The organism is Tritonibacter mobilis F1926 (genome assembly GCF_000376545.2).
GTDB lineage: Bacteria > Pseudomonadota > Alphaproteobacteria > Rhodobacterales > Rhodobacteraceae > Epibacterium > Epibacterium mobile.
In genome coordinates this window covers 453,432-472,259 of sequence record NZ_CP015230.1, presented here as the reverse complement: position 1 = coordinate 472,259, position 18,828 = coordinate 453,432, and the positions used below count along the sequence as shown (strand labels likewise).

At 60.3% G+C, this 18,828-nt stretch carries 16 protein-coding genes; 8 read left to right on the top strand and 8 right to left on the bottom strand.

Annotated elements, in window-relative coordinates; all coding sequences use genetic code 11:
- Window positions 1-104 precede the first annotated feature (104 nt).
- From K529_RS02240 to K529_RS02230, 3 genes are all read left to right on the top strand, one after another.
- Window positions 105-1,187: an ABC transporter permease gene (locus K529_RS02240; RefSeq protein ID WP_005633093.1), complete on the top strand. Its 1,083-nt coding sequence runs from the start codon at window positions 105-107 to the stop codon at window positions 1,185-1,187.
- Window positions 1,187-2,107: an ABC transporter permease gene (locus tag K529_RS02235; protein ID WP_005633095.1), complete on the top strand. Its 921-nt coding sequence runs from the start codon at window positions 1,187-1,189 to the stop codon at window positions 2,105-2,107. Before K529_RS02240 ends, K529_RS02235 begins: the two co-directional genes overlap by 1 nt.
- A gap of 118 nt (window positions 2,108-2,225) precedes the next feature.
- Complete coding sequence (locus K529_RS02230; protein ID WP_005633096.1) at window positions 2,226-3,302, top strand: BMP family ABC transporter substrate-binding protein; 1,077 nt, start codon at window positions 2,226-2,228, stop codon at window positions 3,300-3,302.
- A gap of 289 nt (window positions 3,303-3,591) precedes the next feature.
- On the opposite strand, the gene K529_RS02225 is transcribed toward K529_RS02230, so the two are convergent.
- On the bottom strand, window positions 3,592-4,203 hold the full coding sequence (locus tag K529_RS02225) for a CDP-alcohol phosphatidyltransferase family protein (protein ID WP_005633097.1): 612 nt from the start codon (window positions 4,201-4,203) through the stop codon (window positions 3,592-3,594).
- Between the two features lie 151 nt (window positions 4,204-4,354).
- Between K529_RS02225 and K529_RS02220 the strand changes: the two genes are divergently transcribed.
- From K529_RS02220 to K529_RS02205, 4 genes are all read left to right on the top strand, one after another.
- On the top strand, window positions 4,355-5,302 hold the full coding sequence (locus K529_RS02220) for an aldo/keto reductase (protein ID WP_046002494.1): 948 nt from the start codon (window positions 4,355-4,357) through the stop codon (window positions 5,300-5,302).
- On the top strand, window positions 5,299-6,384 hold the full coding sequence (locus K529_RS02215; RefSeq protein WP_046002495.1) for an NAD(P)/FAD-dependent oxidoreductase: 1,086 nt from the start codon (window positions 5,299-5,301) through the stop codon (window positions 6,382-6,384). The genes K529_RS02220 and K529_RS02215 overlap by 4 nt, the downstream gene beginning before the upstream one ends.
- Complete coding sequence (locus tag K529_RS02210) at window positions 6,384-7,037, top strand: DUF938 domain-containing protein (protein ID WP_005648044.1); 654 nt, start codon at window positions 6,384-6,386, stop codon at window positions 7,035-7,037. Before K529_RS02215 ends, K529_RS02210 begins: the two co-directional genes overlap by 1 nt.
- 96 nt (window positions 7,038-7,133) lie before the next feature.
- On the top strand, window positions 7,134-7,601 hold the full coding sequence (locus K529_RS02205) for an EF-hand domain-containing protein (RefSeq protein WP_005648046.1): 468 nt from the start codon (window positions 7,134-7,136) through the stop codon (window positions 7,599-7,601).
- Here the strand turns inward: K529_RS02205 and K529_RS02200 are convergent.
- From K529_RS02200 to K529_RS02175, 6 genes are all read right to left on the bottom strand, one after another.
- Window positions 7,598-8,569, bottom strand: coding sequence for a nucleotidyl cyclase domain-containing protein (locus K529_RS02200; protein WP_005648050.1), 972 nt, complete (start codon window positions 8,567-8,569; stop codon window positions 7,598-7,600). The two genes, K529_RS02205 and K529_RS02200, sit on opposite strands and share 4 nt — an antisense overlap.
- Before the next feature lie 163 nt (window positions 8,570-8,732).
- Entirely contained in the window at window positions 8,733-11,240 is a 2,508-nt protein-coding gene (locus tag K529_RS02195; protein ID WP_046002496.1) for a GcvT family protein, read from the bottom strand.
- Window positions 11,241-11,410: 170 nt separating this feature from the next.
- Complete coding sequence (locus K529_RS02190) at window positions 11,411-11,857, bottom strand: hypothetical protein (RefSeq protein WP_005625246.1); 447 nt, start codon at window positions 11,855-11,857, stop codon at window positions 11,411-11,413.
- A gap of 115 nt (window positions 11,858-11,972) precedes the next feature.
- Window positions 11,973-13,379, bottom strand: a complete 1,407-nt coding sequence (locus K529_RS02185; RefSeq protein WP_005625244.1) for an FAD-binding oxidoreductase — start codon at window positions 13,377-13,379, stop codon at window positions 11,973-11,975.
- A gap of 263 nt (window positions 13,380-13,642) precedes the next feature.
- Window positions 13,643-15,439: a gamma-glutamyltransferase gene (ggt, locus tag K529_RS02180; protein WP_046002497.1), complete on the bottom strand. Its 1,797-nt coding sequence runs from the start codon at window positions 15,437-15,439 to the stop codon at window positions 13,643-13,645.
- Between the two features lie 46 nt (window positions 15,440-15,485).
- Window positions 15,486-16,472 (bottom strand): 2-hydroxyacid dehydrogenase, encoded by a 987-nt coding sequence (locus K529_RS02175; RefSeq protein ID WP_005623130.1) that lies wholly within the window; start codon window positions 16,470-16,472, stop codon window positions 15,486-15,488.
- Window positions 16,473-16,631: 159 nt separating this feature from the next.
- Here K529_RS02175 and K529_RS02170 point away from each other — a divergent pair, with 159 nt between their 5' ends.
- Window positions 16,632-17,237, top strand: coding sequence for an SH3 domain-containing protein (locus K529_RS02170; RefSeq protein ID WP_005623134.1), 606 nt, complete (start codon window positions 16,632-16,634; stop codon window positions 17,235-17,237).
- 11 nt (window positions 17,238-17,248) lie between these two features.
- On the opposite strand, the gene K529_RS02165 is transcribed toward K529_RS02170, so the two are convergent.
- Entirely contained in the window at window positions 17,249-18,538 is a 1,290-nt protein-coding gene (locus K529_RS02165) for a glycosyltransferase (protein WP_005623137.1), read from the bottom strand.
- Window positions 18,539-18,828 lie beyond the last annotated feature (290 nt).

The following is an 18,828-nucleotide window of genomic DNA, read 5'->3' as shown; positions in this document are numbered from 1 at the left end:
GACTTTGGGGATGTGACGTTTGGGGCGGGAGCCTCCGGCGGGGATATTTGCAAGAAGATGAAGAGAACCGGACCACAAAGATCCGGCCAAGAGGGACAATAGGGATGATCCGGCTAGAGAAACGACCGCAGCCGTCTCGGGCGTGGTCGATGGCGACGCCACTGGTGGCGGTGCTGGCGACCATGGTGATGGGGGGGCTGCTGTTTGCCACCCTTGGCAAGAACCCGGTGGAGGCGATCCGCACCATTTTCTGGGAGCCGCTGTTTGGCGAGTTTGCGTTCTATTACCGCCCGCAGCTATTGGTAAAAGGCGCGCCTTTGGTGCTGATTGCCATTGGCCTCAGCCTGGGCTTTCGCGCCGGGATCTGGAACATCGGCGCGGAGGGGCAATATATCATCGGCGCGCTCACGGGTGCGGGTGTGGGGCTGGCGTTCTACCCGATGGAGTCCTGGATCATCTTTCCACTGATGGTTCTGGCGGGCGCTTTTGGCGGCTGGGCCTGGGCGATGATCCCTGCGGTGCTGAAGACACGGTTTGGCACCAATGAGATCCTTGTGTCCCTGATGCTGGTCTATGTGGCCGAACAGCTGCTGGCGTCTATGTCGCTAGGGTTGATGAAGAACCCGGAAGGGTTTGGCTTTCCGGGTTCGCGCAACCTGCAACAATATGACAGTGCCCATAACGCCGAGCTGATCGCCGGGACCGGCATGCACTGGGGCGTGGTTGCGGCGCTGATCGCGGTGATTTTCTCTTATGTGCTGCTCAACCGCCATATGCTGGGTTATCATATCCGCCTGACCGGCGAGGCACCGCGGGCGGCAAAATTCGCAGGGGTGAAACCCGCCCGGCTGATCCTGTTCTGCCTTGGGGCCTCTGGCGCACTGGCGGGGCTTGCAGGGATGTTTGAGGTCTCTGGTCCGTCTGGGCAGGTGTCGATCGACTTCAACGTGGGCTATGGGTTTACCGCGATTATCGTGGCCTTTCTGGGCCGCCTGCATCCGGTGGGCATCCTGCTGGCGGGCGCATTAATGGCGCTGACCTACATTGGCGGCGACATCGCGCAGGGCAATCTGGGTCTGCCGTCCGCGGCCATTCAGGTGTTTCAGGGCATGCTCCTGTTCTTCCTGCTGGCGCTTGATCTGCTCACCAACTATCGCATTGCAATTGGCAAACCGGAGGTGGCGTGATGGATCTGTCTGCTATCAACCCAGTCCTTCTGATCGCGTCTCTGATGGTGGCTGCAACGCCCTTGTTGCTGGCGGCAATCGGTGAGCTGGTGGTGGAGAAATCCGGTGTTCTGAACCTCGGCGTCGAGGGGATGATGATCGTCGGGGCGATTGCGGGGTTTGCCGCCGCCGTAGAGACAGGCTCACCCCTGTTGGGATTTGTTGCCGCCGCCATCGCGGGGGCGCTGCTGTCGCTGCTGTTTGTGATCATGACCCAGGTGGCACTGGCCAATCAGGTCGCCTCGGGTCTGGCACTGACGCTTTTCGGCCTGGGGCTCTCGGCCCTGATGGGGCAGAAATATGTGGGTGTGAAACCGCCGCAGATGGGGCGTATCGACATTCCGGTCCTCTCGGATCTGCCGGTCTTTGGGCGCATTCTCTTTGGCCATGATGTTGTGCTCTACTTCGGGATCGCGCTCACGGCTGCGGTCTGGGCGGTGCTCAAGTACTCCCGCGTCGGTCTGATCCTGCGCGCGGTGGGCGAAAACCATGATGCAGCGCATGCGCTGGGATATAAAGTGGTCAAGATCCGCACGCTGGCGATCCTGTTCGGTGGTGCCTGTGCGGGGCTGGGTGGGGCTTACATCAGCCTGATCCGCGTGCCGCAATGGACCGAGGGGATGACCGCAGGCATCGGCTGGATCGCCCTTGCGCTGGTGGTCTTTGCCAGTTGGAAGCCCTGGCGGGCGCTTTTGGGTGCCTATCTTTTTGGCGGCGTCACCGTGGTGCAGCTTAATCTGCAGGCAGCGGGCGTTGCTATCCCAGTGGAATATCTGGCAATGTCGCCGTATCTGATCACCATTCTGGTGCTCGTTATTTTGTCCGCCGACAAGAGCAGCGCGCCTGCGTCGCTTGGCCGGAGTTTTCACGCGTCTCGCTAACGCCGGGGGCGTATGACAGTTGCGGGATGTTTTGCCCGAACCGTTCAAGACCAGTCCAGTCTCGGATGAAACCGGGGCGGACATTCAAACATGGAACCAATCAGGGGGAACCCATCATATGAAACTCACCAAACTTCTTGCCGGTGCTGCTGTTGCACTGGGTCTGGCCGCCGGTGGCGCGCTGGCTCAGGACCCGACCAAGGTCGGCTTTGTCTATGTTGGCCCTGTCGGTGATGGCGGCTGGACCTATGAGCACGATCAGGCACGTCTGGCCGTGGAAAAGGAATTCGGCGACAAAGTCGAAACCGTCTATGTGGAAAATGTCGCCGAAGGTCCCGATGCCGAGCGCGTGATCACCCAGATGGCGCTCCAGGGTGCTGACCTGATCTTCACCACCTCCTTTGGCTACATGGACCCGACCATCAACGTCGCCAAGAAATTCCCGAACGTGAAGTTTGAGCACGCCACCGGCTATAAGCGCGCCGAGAACGTCTCGACCTATTCGGCACGTTTCTACGAAGGCCGCGCTGTTCAGGGCACCATCGCGGGCCGTATGACCGAGAGCAATATTGTCGGCTACATCGGCTCCTATCCGATCCCCGAAGTGATCCGCGGCATCAACTCGGCCTATATCCACGCCAAGAAGGTGAACCCCGACGTCCAGTTCAAGATCGTCTGGGCCTTCACATGGTTTGATCCGGCCAAAGAAGCTGACGCCGCCAAGGTTCTGATCGAACAGGGCGCAGACGTGATCCTGCAGCACACCGATTCAACCGCGCCGCAGGCTGCAGCGCAGGCGGCGGGCAATGTGATCACCTTTGGTCAGGCCTCCGACATGGCAGAATATGCGCCCAAGCCGCGCGTTTCCTCCATCATCGACAACTGGGCACCTTACTACATTGCCCGCACCAAAGCAGTGATGGACGGCACTTGGAGTTCTGTTGACACATGGGACGGTATTGGCCCGGGCATGGTCGGCATCGGTGAGATCTCGGATGCAGTTCCTGCCGAGGTGAAAGCCGAAGCACTGGCCCTGAAGGATGCAATGGCATCTGGTGAGTACCACCCTTTCACTGGCCCGCTGAAAAAGCAGGACGGCTCCGACTTCCTTGCTGAAGGTGAGACTGCGGACGACGGAACCCTTGCCGGCATGAATTTCTATGTCGAAGGTATCGAAGGTTCGATCCCCGAGTAACGCCCCACAATACTTGGTGTATTTGGAAAGACCCGTCCTGTGTGGCGGGTCTTTTCGTGTCTGTTGGCCGTGAAGGTTGCGCTCCCGCCCGTCGCCAAACCCGCAGAAAAATCCTGCGCATTCGCTCCCGTTGGGGGTGGCCGTGCGTACCCCATATGGGGCACGCACGGCGGCCTTTTGTCCGGGATCCCCGGACAAAAGGCCCGGCCCAACTCCGAAGGTAGGTCTGACCCAAAAGGGTCAGGGCGCCTGAAGCGGCGGGAGCCCCCGCGCGCGGCTGGGCGCGTCGCTACCTGTTGGAAAACACACGTGCCGCCAACAACACCCGCGACAAAGCAGTGGCAAAACACAGCGCCCCAAAAACATACGCTAGCGGTATAAAACCTTGAGGCCAGAGGCACAGCAGCACAAAAAAGCCAATGGTCTCTGCCCCCTCCAGAATACCGCCCGTAAAATAAAGGGTCTTCACTCCTCGCGCCGCAGTTTGCATGTCATGCTTTTCCGCAAGCACGGCATAGCCGAGAAAGCTCGCACCATTGGCGTAAAAGCTGCACAAGAGAAACGCTCCGGCCAAGCCATTGATCTCTGGCGCCAGCGCCACAAACCCCAGCGGCACCGCACCGTAGAAGACAAAATCACATACGATATCAAGATAGCCGCCAAAGTCGCTCGGCGCATGACACCGGGCCACCGCACCGTCCAGACCATCCGCCAACCGCGATGCCAAAAGCGGCACCAACGCCCAATAGGTCAAACCCAACGCTATCATGACAGCCGACATCAGGCCAAGCGCCAGACCGGCTACAGTGACCTGATTGGCGGTCACCCCAAAGGCGGCCAGCCGCGCCCCTTGCGCGTTCAGGATCGGATCAATGAGAGGGCGGATTTTGGCGTCAAACATCCCCTTGATCTAGCGGCTAAAGGTTGAAACATCCACTCACGTTGCCGCTGCCGGATTGTGAAGACTGAGACACCGCTGCTTCGGATCACAAAATCGCATCGAGCTAAACTCTGCGTTGCGCGCCCTCCGGGCGCGTGTCAGTCTCCGCGCCATGACACATGTATCCCGCCCCCCGCTCACCACCCTGGATGGTCATGAGATTGGCCGTTTTGCCTTTGGCTGTATGCAGTTCGGCGGCCGCGCCGACGTGCAGGCCTCGTCCGAGATGTATGCCGCCTGCCGGGAGGCGGGCCTGCGCCATTTCGACACCGCGTGGCTCTATACGGACGGGGCAACTGAGGAGATCCTTGGCAAGTTGATCGCCGCTGAACGCGAGAGCCTTTATGTGGCCACCAAAGTGGGCTTCACGGGTGGGGCCAGCGCCGCAAATATGCGCGCGCAGTTTGATCAAAGCCGCGCACGTCTGGAACTTGATCAGGTGGACCTTCTCTATTTGCACCGCTTCGATTCAGAGACGCAACTAGAGGACACGCTCACCTGTTTTGCAGAGCTGCAGCAAGAAGGGCTGATCCGTCATATCGGGCTTTCCAACTTTGCCGCATGGCAAGTGATGAAGGCGGTTGCGCTGGCCGCACGTCTTGGCCTTCAGATTGATGTGTTGCAGCCGATGTATTCACTGGTCAAACGTCAGGCCGAGGTGGAAATCCTGCCCATGTGTGCCGATCAGAATATCCTGCCTGTGCCGTATTCTCCCCTTGGCGGTGGCCTTCTGACCGGAAAATACGCCAAGGGCGGCAGTGGACGGTTGAGCGAAGATGAGAAATATCGCGCCCGATACGGTCAGGATTGGATGCACCGTACCGCGCAGGACCTTCTGCAACTGGCGCAGGAGCAAGGCACCGACCCGGCGACGCTGGCGGTCGCATGGGCTGCGCATCACCCCGCTCGCCCCGCTCCGATCCTGTCGGCGCGCTCTGCCAGTCAGCTGGCCCCTTCGCTTGCAGCCACAAAGTTTGAAATGTCCCCGGCGCTATACGCCCGCATCGAGGCCCTGAGCCCCCGCCCTGCCCCCGCGACTGATCGGCTGGAGGAGGCATGACCGATTTTCTCGTCATCGGCGGTGGGGTAGCCGGGATCGCTGCAGCTGCGCATCTGGCAGAGCTCGGCTCGGTACTCTTATTAGAGCGTGAAGATGCGTTGGGCTATCACGCCTCGGGGCGGTCTGCGGCGATGTTTGAAGAAGATTACGGCCCGCCCGCGATTAAGGCGCTGTCTCGGGCCAGCCGGGCCTATCTCGCGGCCCCCGGCGCGGGGCGCGACAGCTACCTCAGTCCGCGCGGATTGATGCTGGTGGGCCGTACCGACCAGAGAGAGGGGTTTGAAACGGATCTGGCCACCCTGGATCTGGAGGAAATCCCCGTCGCAGAGGCACGCGCACGGGTGCCGATCCTGAACCCCGAAACGCTTGCCTTTGCGGCAACCCATGAAACCGCAACCGATATCGACACGGATCGGCTGATGGGGGACTGGGCAAAACTGCTGCGCCAACGCGGGGGCAAGACGCTCACGCGGCAGGAGGTCACAGCGATCACGCGCCATGAGGCAGGCTGGCGGGTCGAAACCCGCAATGACAGCTTTGACGCGCGCCAGCTCGTGAACGCGGCAGGTGCATGGGCCGATATCATTGCCGAGATGGCAGGCGTGGCCCCGGTGGGTCTTCAGCCCAAGCGCCGTTCCATGGCACAGCTACCCGCGCCCGAAGGCCATGATGTGAACGGCTGGCCGATGCTGATGGGCGTGCATGAGGCATGGTACGCCAAGCCACAGGCGGGAAAGCTGCTGGTCTCCCCCGCCGACGCGGACCCCGTACCTCCACAAGACGCATGGGCCGATGACATGGTGCTGGCCGAAGGGCTTGCGCGCTATGAGGAAATGGTCACCACACCCGTCACGCGACTGGAAACCAGCTGGGCAGGTTTGCGCAGCTTTGCGCCGGACGGCGTTCCTGTCTTTGGCGAAGACCCGGCTCAGGCGGGGTTCTGGTGGTATGCAGGGCAAGGCGGCTATGGGTTCCAAAGCGCCCCCGCCTCTGCCCGGCTGCTACGCGCGCTGGTGGCAGGCGATACACCCGAGATCAGCGCCGATATTGTCCGCACCCTATGTCCCGGGAGGTTTCGATAATGCCCTTTCGATCGGTTCCCGGACAGGCCTCTGTGGCCGAGGAGAGTGAGGGCGGCAAGCTCTTTGCCCCTTCTGCGGCGCGCAATCTGGCACCGCTTCTGGAGGTCGTGGAGCGTCACGCCCCCCCCAAAGGTCAGGCATTGGAAATCGCCAGTGGCACCGGACAGCATGTGGTCGGCTATGCGAGAGCCATGCCCGGACTGCAATGGCAACCAAGCGATATTGACCCAAGCCGCCGCGCAAGCGTTGATGCCCACGTCACCGAGGCGGGCGTGCAGAATGTCGCACAGGCCGCAGCTCTTGATGCCACAACACAAGGATGGGGCGCGCTGATCGGGCCTTTTGATTTGATCGTGCTGGCCAATCTGTTGCATCTGATCAGCGCGCATGAAGCCCGCACACTCCTCTCGGAGAGTGCCACCGCCTTGACCCCCGGTGGTCGTTTTCTGATTTATGGGCCCTTTGCGCGGAATGGTTTGTTGGTGAGCGAAGGCGATCAGAACTTTCACGCCGCTCTCACCGCTCACGATCCCGACATTGGGTACAAGGATGCTGAAACCGTCACGGAATGGGCCGCTCTGGCCGGATTGAGTGTTGCGAGCCCCGTGGAGATGCCTGCCAACAACCTGTGCTTGATTTTGTCACGCACATGAGATGTGCAAAAATTTGACAGTTTTGTAACACGGGCCTCTCAAAAAACGGCAACTGCGCGCTTAATTCAAAACCAAGCAGCAGTTGCAAGGTTCCCCATGGCTCAGACCCTCCGCCCTTTCGTCACCGATCTGCAGGCTGTCGGCCTCAGACCCTTGTTTGCGTCTCTCTGTCTCACAGTCACCCTTGGGGCGACATCTGTCTGGGCGGATCCTGATTTCTTGGAAAGCCTCGATTTTGATGGCGATGGGATGGTCACGGTCAGCGAGGTGGCATTGGTGCGAAATCAGCAGTTTACCCAGATTGACCGCGATGGGGACGGGAAGATCAATCCCGAAGAATTCGACCGTTCGCTGCAGAATGCCAGAGCCCGCTTTCGTCAGATGGGGCAAGGCTATCAGGCGCACAATGCAAGTCCCGGTCGCATTGATGCGTTTACGTTTGCTGATACCGATGCGGATGGGTTTATTTCTCGGCGTGAATTTCACCGTCACTCCGACCGTTTTGCCCATAGTCTTGATCGTGATGGAGACGGCATCGTCTCGCATGCCGACATGCAGCGTTAGATCAAAAACGCCGACGAAAGTGCGTTGCGCCGGTAGTCTGAGCCGCTTGAGACCATGGATGACGCAAGATCAAGTGCTGCCTCAAAATCCTCCGGTGCCTTAACCTCAGAGACGCCGCTTTGCGCCGTAATACCTTCCGGCAATTGCGGCTGGAGGATCTTGCAAACCTTCTGGCCCAACTCGAAGCACTCAAACGCGCGCCAGCCTGCGAGGCCGATCATGAATTCATTGTTGCTCAGCCGATAGAGACGCTCGCGGGCGCTGAGAAGTGGCAGAATTGAGGCGGCGACTGTGACCATAATCTCATCCGCGCGCGCTCCCTCTCCTTGCGTGCGCAAACCCATCAGCCCATCGAGCCGCACCACCACAATCCCCACGGGCAAATTGTCAGCGATCAGGCTTCTGTCCAGTTCCATTCGCGCGCGCGAATAGGCCCGCGTAAGAGGATCACGGCCTTCATCCCCGTCGAGCCTTGCGCGCAACGAGACGATCTCACCCTCGGCAAGCCAAAGATAGGCAGAGGTGATGATCCCCGCCGCCAGCAGCCGGCCCGCGTTGCCAGCATCGCCATGATAAAGCACCACCAAGGGCACCATCACGATCAGCACAAGCCGCGCCGGTTGATACTGCGACGGTGGCGCTGCAAAGCGCAGCCCCACCAGGGTCGGGAACATCCAAGTTGCACCGGAGAGACCCACGTAGAATGTGGTCAGGATCACGGTTGCAGTCAGTACAGCCACAAGAATTGACAGAGGTACGAAAGCCTCGCGTTCCAGATGCAGCGCCACCATATTGATCAGGATGATTCCGGCCAAAACCACCAGAATGGCGCTCAATGCCCAATGCGCCAGCAACACGCTTTTGAAGGCCAGCCCCAAGAGCAACAACACGCAGAACCCACGGGTGGCTGTATCAAGGCGGCGCGCTGGGATGTCCGCAAAAACGGCTAGGAACTTACTCGCGATCACTGTCTCTTTAACCTCCGGCGCCCTGTTCAAAGACGCCGCAACACTCGCATCATTATTTCGCAATTCGTCTGGGTAACCAAGCGAAAAGCGCCCCGGTTGTACCGGAGCGCCTGAGGGAGATTTCCGTCACCACAGCCCGCCAGTGCAGGCAAAGGCTGCAGAGTTAGCCGTCCTTGCGGATAACCTCGTTCTTGGGGTCATAGGGGCTGTCGCAGGTGACAACCGCATCCCAGAGCTTGTCTTGCATTTTGACCTTCAGCTTGGTGCCTTCGACCGCGTGCTCGGGTTTGACGTAGCCCATGCCGATGGACTTCTCAAAAGCGACGGAGTAGCCGCCGGAGGTCAGACGGCCGACGCGAGTGCCATCCTCTGCATAGAGCGCCTCGCGGCCCCACGGATCGGCATCACTTGGCCCGTCGATCAGCAGCGTGCAGCATTTCACGCGCACGCCGGTTTCTTCCAGCTTGGCCTTGCCGTGGAAATCTTTGGACAGGTCCACAAAGCGCGGCAGGTCGGCCTCAAGCGGGGTGGCATCCCGGCCCAGCTCGTTGCCAAAGGCGCGGTAGGATTTCTCCTGACGCAGCCAGTTCTGCGCGCGGGCGCCGACCAGTTTCATGCCGTGCTTCTCGCCCGCCTTCTCCAGCAGATCGAAGAGGTAGTTCTGCATTTCGATCGGGTGATGCAGCTCCCAGCCCAGCTCGCCAGTATAGGCCACGCGGATCGCATTCACCGGGCACATGCCCAGTTCGATCTGCTTGGCCGACAGCCACGGGAAGCGCTTGTTAGAGAGCGCAGTGGCCGGGTCGGCGTCGTTGATCACCTCTTTAAGCACATCGCGGGATTTCGGACCTGCGATGGCAAAGACGCCCCATTGAGTGGTTACATCCTGAATCTCAATGTAGCCGAACTCCTCCATCTTGTCCTCTGCCGCCTTGCGCAAGAAATCGGCGTCATACTCGGACCATGCACCGGCAGAGACGAGGTAGTAGTTGTTCTCGCCATTGCGCACGATGGTGTATTCGGTGCGGGTGGTGCCGTTCTGGGTCAGCGCGTAGGTCAGGTTGATCCGGCCAACCTTCGGCAGTTTGTTGCAGGTGAACCAGTCGAGGAATTGGGTGGCACCGGGGCCTTTGACCACATGTTTGGTGAAAGCGGTTGCATCCACAAGGCCAACGCCCTCACGGATCGCTTTGGCCTCGTCAACTGCATGCTGCCACCAGCCGCCGCGACGGAACGAACGGGCGTCGTGGTCGAAATTATCCGGCGCATCCACAGGGCCGAAGTAGTTCGGACGTTCCCAGCCGTTCACCCAGCCAAACTGAGCGCCACGGGCTTTTTGACGTTCGAACGCAGGCGCGGTGCGCAGCGGGCGCGCGGCGGGGCGCTCTTCGTCCGGGTGATGCAGGATGTAGACGTGCTCGTAGCACTCTTCGTTCTTGCGGGCTGCGAATTCGGTGGTCATCCAGTTCGACGAATACCGTTTCGGGTCGAGCGACGCCATGTCGATCTCGGCCTCACCGTCCACCATCATCTGCGCCAGATAGTAGCCGGTGCCGCCCGCAGCGGTGATCCCGAAGGAGAAGCCTTCCGCCAGCCACATGTTGCGCAGACCCGGTGCCGGACCCACCAGCGGGTTGCCATCGGGGGTGTAGCAGATCGGGCCGTTGAAATCGTCCTTGAGGCCGGATTCGGCGCAGGAGGGCACACGCTCGGCCATCGCCATATACTGATCCGCAATCCGGTCCAGATCGAGCGGGAAGAGGTCCGCGCGGAAGCTGTCCGGCACGCCGTGCTCGAACCGCGCCGGTGCGCCGTGTTCATAGATGCCGAGAATCCAGCCGCCGCGCTCTTCGCGGGCATAGGATTCATTGTCGGCGTCACGGATGACGGGGTGCTCCGGATTGCCGGCCTCGCGCCATTTGACCAGCTCGGGGTCTTTGTCCATGACGATGAAGGTGTGTTCGACCGGGATCGCGGGCATCTTGATGCCCAGCATCTTGGCGGTGCGCTGCGCATGGTTGCCGCTGGCTGTCACCACATGCTCGGCGGTGATGACGACTTGCTCGTCGCTCTCAACGAGATTGCCGCCCTTCTCGACCATCTTGGTGCAGGTGACTTCCCAATGGGTGCCAGTCCAGTGAAAGGCATCGGCCTGCAGTTTGCGGTGAATTTCAACACCGCGCTGACGGGCACCCTTGGCCATCGCCTGGGTCACATCTGCGGGGTTAATATAGCCATCTTCGGTGTGGTAGATCGCGCCTTTGAGGTCGCCGGTCTCAATCAGCGGCCAGCGCTCCTTGATCTGCTCCGGGGTCAGCCACTCATAGGCCACATCGCAGGTCTCTGCGGTGGAAGCATAGAGCATGTACTCGTCCATGCGTTCCTGCGTCTGCGCCATACGCAGGTTGCCCACAACGGCAAATCCCGCATTGAGGCCGGTTTCTTCCTCAAGGGTTTTGTAGAAATCCACCGAGTACTTGTGGATGTGGGTGGTCGCATAGGACATGTTGAACAGCGGCAGCAGACCAGCGGCGTGCCACGTGGAGCCCGATGTAAGTTCGTCGCGCTCGATGAGCATGACGTCGTCCCAACCAGCCTTGGCCAGATGATACGCAATCGAAGTGCCGACGGCGCCGCCGCCTACGACCAGTGCTTTGACTTGGGTTTTCATGAGCCCGCTCTCCGAGTTCTCTGATTCACAATTGAATCGGTTATGACGCAGACTGTGGCAGAGACGCGAAATCAGTCCGACGCAAAAAATGACAAAACCGACTTCGTGTCAGAGTTTCGAAGCAAAGCGCGACCCTGGGCGGGCGACAGGATATTTCGCGAAGCTGAATTTTAGCAGTTCAGCACGTTGCCGCGACGTACGCAGGGGCGCTGCGACGGGCTCTCTTCCGCTGAAGCGGCCTCTACGTCCTGCGGTACAGCCAGCGTGGTCGGCGCGGGCGGAGGCAACAGGACCACCTGTTCCATCTCGAGATCTTGCCCCATCATCTGCGCCTTGGCCACCGCAAGGCCACGCAGGGCGCGAAACGCCACATCCAGCGGGGAGGTCACCTGCTCTTCCGGTGAACGAATGCGACCATCGGAGGATACCTGAAGCGATTGCGGCCGACCAAGCCGACGCTGCAATGTCGCAAGATAGGCATTGGGTTCATAGGTCCCAATCGTCTGTCCCACCGCTTTGGCCCGCATGTCGTAGTCGATACCCACCATCACGATCCCGCACAGCAAGACGAAGGTATAGAGCCGAAACAGCCTAAGTAATTTTCTGATGATAAACATGTCATCCCACCTCTTTGCCACTATCGCTGCTAACAGTGGGATCAGGCAGAATTTGGGCCTTATATCGGAAAAAAGATGCGGCGTGACCGCCGCATGTCTCCTCCCTATTCCGGCGTTACCCGTCGCTGAGGATTTTACCCGGGTTGAGGATATTGTCGGGATCAAGGGCAGCTTTTACGGCTGCCATGAACCGGGTGGTCTCGCCCAACTCGCGGATCAGATAAGGGCGTTTCCCCTGCCCAATGCCGTGTTCGCCGGTACAAGTCCCCTCCATGGAGATCGCCAGATCATTGAGCCAGCCGACATATTCATCCGCCTTGGCCCGTTCTTCGGCGTTTTCCATATCGATCAGCAAGAGGGCGTGGAAATTACCATCCCCCACATGGCCAACCATCGGGGCCATCAGCCCCATCTCCTCGGCCTTGGCGCGAGACGCAGAAACACATTCAGCCAGCCGCGAGATCGGCACGCAAACATCGGTCGATATCCCCTTGGCACCGGGGCGCAATCCAAGGCTGGCCCAGTACATATTGTGACGCGCCTGCCAAAGTTTGTTGCGCTCTTCTGCGGTCGACGTGGCAGAGATGTCAAAACCACCAAATTCCTCGGCGATCTGGGCAAACATATCAGCCTGCTCAACGACGCCCGCGTCAGAACCGTGGAACTCCAGAAGCAACAGCGGCACCTCTGGCAAATCCAGACCGGAGTGTTGGTTGGCCGCCCCGACGCTCATTTCATCAAGGAGTTCAATACGCGCAACAGGGATACCATATTGAATGGTCATCATCACCGCGCGGCAGGCATCATCCACCGATCGAAACGAGCATCGCGCCGAGCGGATCGCTTCGGGGATGCCCTGCAAACGCAGGGTGATTTCCGTGATCAGGCCTAATGTGCCCTCAGAGCCGACCAGAAGGCGGGTCATATCGTAGCCCGCAGAGGATTTTTTCGCCCGCGATGCTGTGCGAATTATGGTGCCATCTGCCATCACCGCTTCAAGGCTGAGAACATTGTCCTTCATGGTGCCATAGCGCACTGCATTGGTACCGGAGGCGCGTGTCGCCACCATGCCACCAAGCGAAGCATTGGCACCGGGGTCAATGGGAAAGAACAGACCTTGGTCACGCAGATAGGTATTGAGCTGTTCCCGCGTCACCCCGGGTTGCACCACCACATCCAGATCCTCTGGGTGTACCGCAAGGATCTTGTCCATCCGCATCATATCAACGCAAATCCCCCCGGCAGGCGCATTCACATGTCCCTCTAGCGAGGTGCCTGTCCCAAACGGAATGACCGGAACGCCGAATTCTGCGCAGATCTTCACAATATCGGACACTTCCTCACGAGAGGTAGGAAAAACCACTGCATCCGGGGCTTGGTTCTCGATCCAAGTGGTGGTGTGCCCATGTTGTTCGCGCAACGCCTGCCCGGTTTGCATCCGGTCGCCAAATTTCTCCGAAAGCGCCTCAACTGCTGCTTTGATACCGCCTTCATTGCGGGGCAAGGTGGTGGCCTGAACCATAATGATGTCCTTTCAGAACGTGCGAAGGATCAACAAGGCGCGACACGCAACTTGCCTTGTTAACAATCAATTGAGCGGACTCTATGCCGATGGTCTTATCATCACAAGCCCATGGCGCGCTGAGGGGTCTGAAATGCGAGGCTCTGCCTCGCGCTCCGGGATATTTGTCGTTAGAAGAGAAGCGGAACTCAGTCCTCTTCTAACGCAAAATATCCTGGGGTGAACTGGCCGTGAGGCCAGGAGGGGCAAAGCCCCTGCTCACATCAATGACCGAGCGCGATGCCTTCGCGGCGCGGGTCTGCACCGCCTTTAAGACCTTCACCAATTTCAATTGCATGCAGACCGGAGTTGAGATCGCGGATATTGACCTCAAATCCCATGTCCGTTAGCGCAGCCTCGAAGGACTCGGCCTCTGTGCCGGCCTCCAGATCATAGGTGCCAAAACGGTTCACCGCATGTGGCAGCGACAGCGCTTCCTGCACGTTGAGCCCCCAATCGGCCCAGCCCACAATCGCCGTGGCCACATAGCCGATGATGCGACTGCCGCCCGGAGAGCCAATCGCAAGAACCGGTTTGCCGTCCTGCATCACGATGGTCGGCGCCATTGAGGAGCGAGGACGTTTGCCCGGCTCCAATCGGTTCGCTATCGGCACCCCATCGCTATGGCTGCGGAAAGAGAAATCGGTCAGTTCGTTATTCAACAGGAACCCGTTGGTCATCAGACGCGAGCCAAACCCATTCTCGATCGTCGTCGTCATCGACAGCACGTTGCCGTATTGGTCGACGATGGAGATATGCGAGGTCGAGGGGAACTCGATGCTTTCGTCATCGGCCCAGATCAGCGCGTGGTCAAACTCGGGCGTGCCAGGCGCGACGCTGTCCAGTGCCGTGTCGCCTTGCAGCAGCTTTGCGCGCTCTGCGAGGTACTCGGCATCCACCAACCCTTTGGTGGGCATCGGCACAAAATCACTATCGGCCATGTAGCGGCCCCGGTCGGCAAAGGCGAGGCGCGAGGCATCCCCGATCAAGCGCCAGCTGACCGGATTGTCCGCCCCAAGCGCTGCCAGATCATAGGGTTCAAGCATGCCAAGGATCTGCCCCACGGTGAGCGCGCCAGAGGACGGCGGCCCCATGCCGCAGGCTTCATAAGCGCGGTAGCTGGCGCAGACCGCCGGGCGTTCCTTCACCTGATAGAGCGCCAGATCAAGCTCCGACAGAACGCCCGGATTGCCAGCAGCGCTTTGCACCGTGCGGACAATATCCGCCGCAACGGGGCCGGTATAGAACGCATCCGTGCCCTCCATCGCAATGCGGCGCAGCAGATCTGCGTAAGGCTGGTTGGTGATGACCTGACCGGCCGCTAGCGGGGCACCCTCAGGCAAGAAGTAGGCCGCGGTCTCGGGGAACCGGCCTAGGCGCTCCGAGTCGTTTGCAATCGATTCCGCCATCCTGGGCGACACGGCAAAGCCCAACTCTGCCAGCCGGATCGCATCGGTAAACAGCCCACCCCAGTTGAATTTACCCCATTTGCGATGTGCCGTCTCCATCAGTGCCGGTGTGCCCGGCGTGCCGACGGAACGACCGCCCACTACCGCGTCGAAGAATTTCAACGGCTCGCCATTATGATCCTGAAACAAGGTCGGGGTCGCCGCAAGCGGCGCGGTCTCGCGCCCGTCAAGCGTGCTGAGCGCGCCAGTCTTGGCGTCATAATAGACAAGGAACGCGCCGCCACCGAGGCCGGAGGATTGCGGCTCCACCAGCCCCAGAACCGTTTGCACCGCCACCATCGCATCTGCCGCCGTGCCGCCTTCGCGCAATACCCGTGCACCGGCCTCGACCGCGAGCGGGTTGGCAGCGGCGACCATCCAGTCATCCGCCAGCACCGGCTCGCCCGCGTTGCGGGACGCCATCGCGGCAGATGCCGCATCAGAGAGCACCAGGCCTGCCGCACCGGGGCCGATGGTTGCGGTTTCAGGCGCAACCGCATCTGCGGCCTGCTGGGCGATCAAAGGCGTTGCAAGGGACGCCAACAGCGCCCCGCTCCAGAATATAGGTCTCATATCTTCCTCCCAAACCGCGCAGCCCGGAATCTGCCGGGTGTTACGCTTACAACATAGAAGGCACCACCTGATCCGGTGGACGGTGCCCATCTTCAAATGTCTTGATGTTCAATAGAACCTTTTCACCCATCTCGATCCGGCCCTCAATCGTGGCGGATCCCATATGCGGCAGCAGCACCACATTGGGCAGTTCGCGCAGGCGCGGGTTAATCGTGGTGCCGTGTTCATAGACGTCAAGGCCACAGCCTGCGATTTCACCGCCGCGCAAGCCCCGTGTCAGGGCGTTCTCATCAATCACCTCGCCGCGTGACGTGTTCACGATCACCGCATCCGGTTTCAACAGCTTCAGGCGGCGGGCGTTCATAAGATGAAAGGTCGAAGGCGTCGACGGGCAGTGGATCGAAATCACATCCATCCGCGCCACCATCTGATCGAGGCTCTCCCACCAGGTGGCTTCCAGCTCTTCTTCGACTTCGGGGCGCAGGCGGCGGCGATTGTTGTAATGGACCTGCATGCCAAAGGCGCGGGCACGGCGCGCAACCGCCTGGCCAATACGCCCCATCCCTAGGATACCAAGACGACGCCCCGCCAGACGCCCCCCCAGCATTGCCGTCGGGGACCAGCCCTCCCAGTCGCCGCGCTGCATAATAGCGAGACCTTCGGGAATACGGCGCACGACCGCCATGATCAGCGCCATGGTCATATCGGCGGTGTCATCTGTCAGCACGCCGGGTGTGTTGGACACCAGAATGCCACGCTGACGCGCGGTCGCGACGTCGATATTGTCGACCCCGGCGCCATAATTGGCGATCAACCGCAACCTTTCGCCCGCCTGCCCCAGCAGGCCCGCATCAATCGTGTCGGTGACTGTGGGCACCAGCACATCGGCCTCTTTCATGGCCGCGGCCAGCTCTTCGCGGCTCATCGGGGTGTCATCGGTGCGCAACCGCACGTCGAACAGCTCACTCAGGCGGGTTTCCACCGGCTCTGGCAACCGTCGCGTAACAACAACACTCAGGCGTTCTCTGGGCACGTGCCTTCTCCCTCGGGCTATGCAAGTCGATCCATTCCATGGCATCGTGTCGCAAGATAATTGCGGGCACAAGCACCCTTCCGCCCGAGCTTGCGTTACGATATGAGCAGATGCAGGATCAGCGGGTGGCGGGATCATAAAAACAAGGCGCCCGGGACAATGATGGGCATTGAGGCCGTGCAGAAAATCACTGAAACAAAAGGTCGCCGTCGCGGCCTAAGCGCAGCAAATGCTGTGCGGCAGGCGCTATGTGTGCTTTTGATGGGCTGCTTTCTGGCGGGCGCAACATTGGCGGCTGCAGCGCAGGATGGCACCAGTGCCAATGGCACGGGACCAAAGCTCGGCCCGGTGACGAACCTGCCGCTGCCTCGGTTCGTTTCCATGAAAGCCGCCGAAGGAAACGTGCGCCGCGGGCCCTCGCTCAATCATCGGATTGACTGGGTTTTTAAACGGCGTGGCATGCCACTTGAGGTAACTGCCGAGTACGGTCATTGGCGGCGGGTGCAGGACCGTGACGGACAAGGCGGCTGGGTGCATTACGCGCTCTTGTCGGGGATTCGCACCGTATTGATCGAAGAAGACATGCTGCAGGTGCGAGCCCGCCCCCAAGAAGGTGCACCCGTCGTCGCCGCTTTTGAACTTGGCGTTGTGGCGCAACTGGGGGCCTGTGATCCCAGCTGGTGCGAGGTCACCGCCGGAGGTCACACCGGCTGGACGCGCAAGGAAAACCTATGGGGCGTAGACGCGGACGAGCTGCGCGAATAGACGCAGCCCCCTCACCCTTCGGCGGCCACCCGTAAAGCACGCCCTCCGGGTCCACGGCCCGATGTGCGCGACGTCGGGGCCAGATAGCGCCGGATCAACATACAGCGGTGTGCAAACACTTTTTCATCCGTGAACGGCGCAGCCTCCATATGGGCGCGGCGCATCAACATCGCCAAGGTTTCACGCTCATCGCTCAGCACAGCGAGCGTTTGTGCCAATCGTTCGGTATCTCCCTGCGGCACCAGAAGTCCCCCACCGCTACCGGCAATAAGATCCCGCGCATATGCGCCCTCGTAGCCCACAATCGGCGTGGCACTGGTAAGTGCCTCGATCAGGCAGCGCGGCGACTCGGCGGTTTTGTGGCAAAACAGGAAAACATCGGCGCGCTGCAGACGCGCACGCACATCTGCATGATTCTCGACGAACCCCGGAAAACGCACCTGATCACACAGGCCCGCACGCCGGATACGGTTGCGCATCATTGGTAAACAGCTGCCATCCCCAAGCCATTCTGCCTCGAAGGGCACGTTGAGCACAGAGAGGCGTTCCAGCACGGAGATCCAATCGGCGGGGCCTTTCATGCCTTCGGCACGGCCCGCATAGACGATTCGCAGCGGCCTTTGGCGAAGTTCGCTGAGTTTGACCTGCAACGCCTGATCGCTGATGTGATCCGCTCCGGCAATATGTATGTCGTGCACCAACTGCGGATTACGGCTGAAACCCGCATAGGCGTCATAAGTCTCTTTGCCGTGAAACAGGCCCAGATCGGCACGTGAAATCAGCGTGCGCTCCAACCACGCCATGGGGCGACGATAAAGGCGCGATTTCAGGCGCTGTTTCCAATCACCCCATTCGCGGGATTTGAGCAGCACGTCGGATTCGACACGATCCGTCCAGATGGCAAAGCGCTTGCGCAAACGCAGCGCTTCCAGCGCACAGACCGCCCCCCAATCGCCAAACAACCCGCCAATGGCAAAACTCAGATAATCGGCCTCAGCCACAAGCGCCTTCAGGCGGCGGCGTTCGCGCGGCCATACGCGCAAGAAATGCTGCGGGCTAAAGGCCGAAGGCACGGTCTCCACTCGCACGTCCGGCAGTTCGCTCAACGCCTCCGCGAGTGGCATCCAGCCCTTTGGCACATCGGCATTTTTTTCCGGCATGACAACGGTGACTCGGGCGAAATGACGCGACCAGAGACGCAGGCCGTTCACCGCCTGCCGCTCGACATAAAGCGCGTCTGCATCCCGGTAGACCGGAACCGGCGCATATATAAACAGATGGCCTGCAGCCGCTGTCCGCATAGTTTCATTCTCCGTTGCGCTGAGAGAGGAGACGATCGCCTCACTCAACACGGCACCCTGCCGTTCATCTGGATCGAGGCAGCCCGGGGGCGCGGTTCAGTGCCCCCCGCATTCCGTACCGCGCCCGCTCCGGTGTCAGGGCATTAACCATCACGCCCCTTAAGCCATGTTAACCATGCACCCGCAGCGATACTCAAACCAACGACAGAATAGCCGAAACGCGCAAATGGACAGGGGGAACCTTCGCAGGGATAGATCATATCCTGAAAGGTTAGGGTTAAGTTCTATCC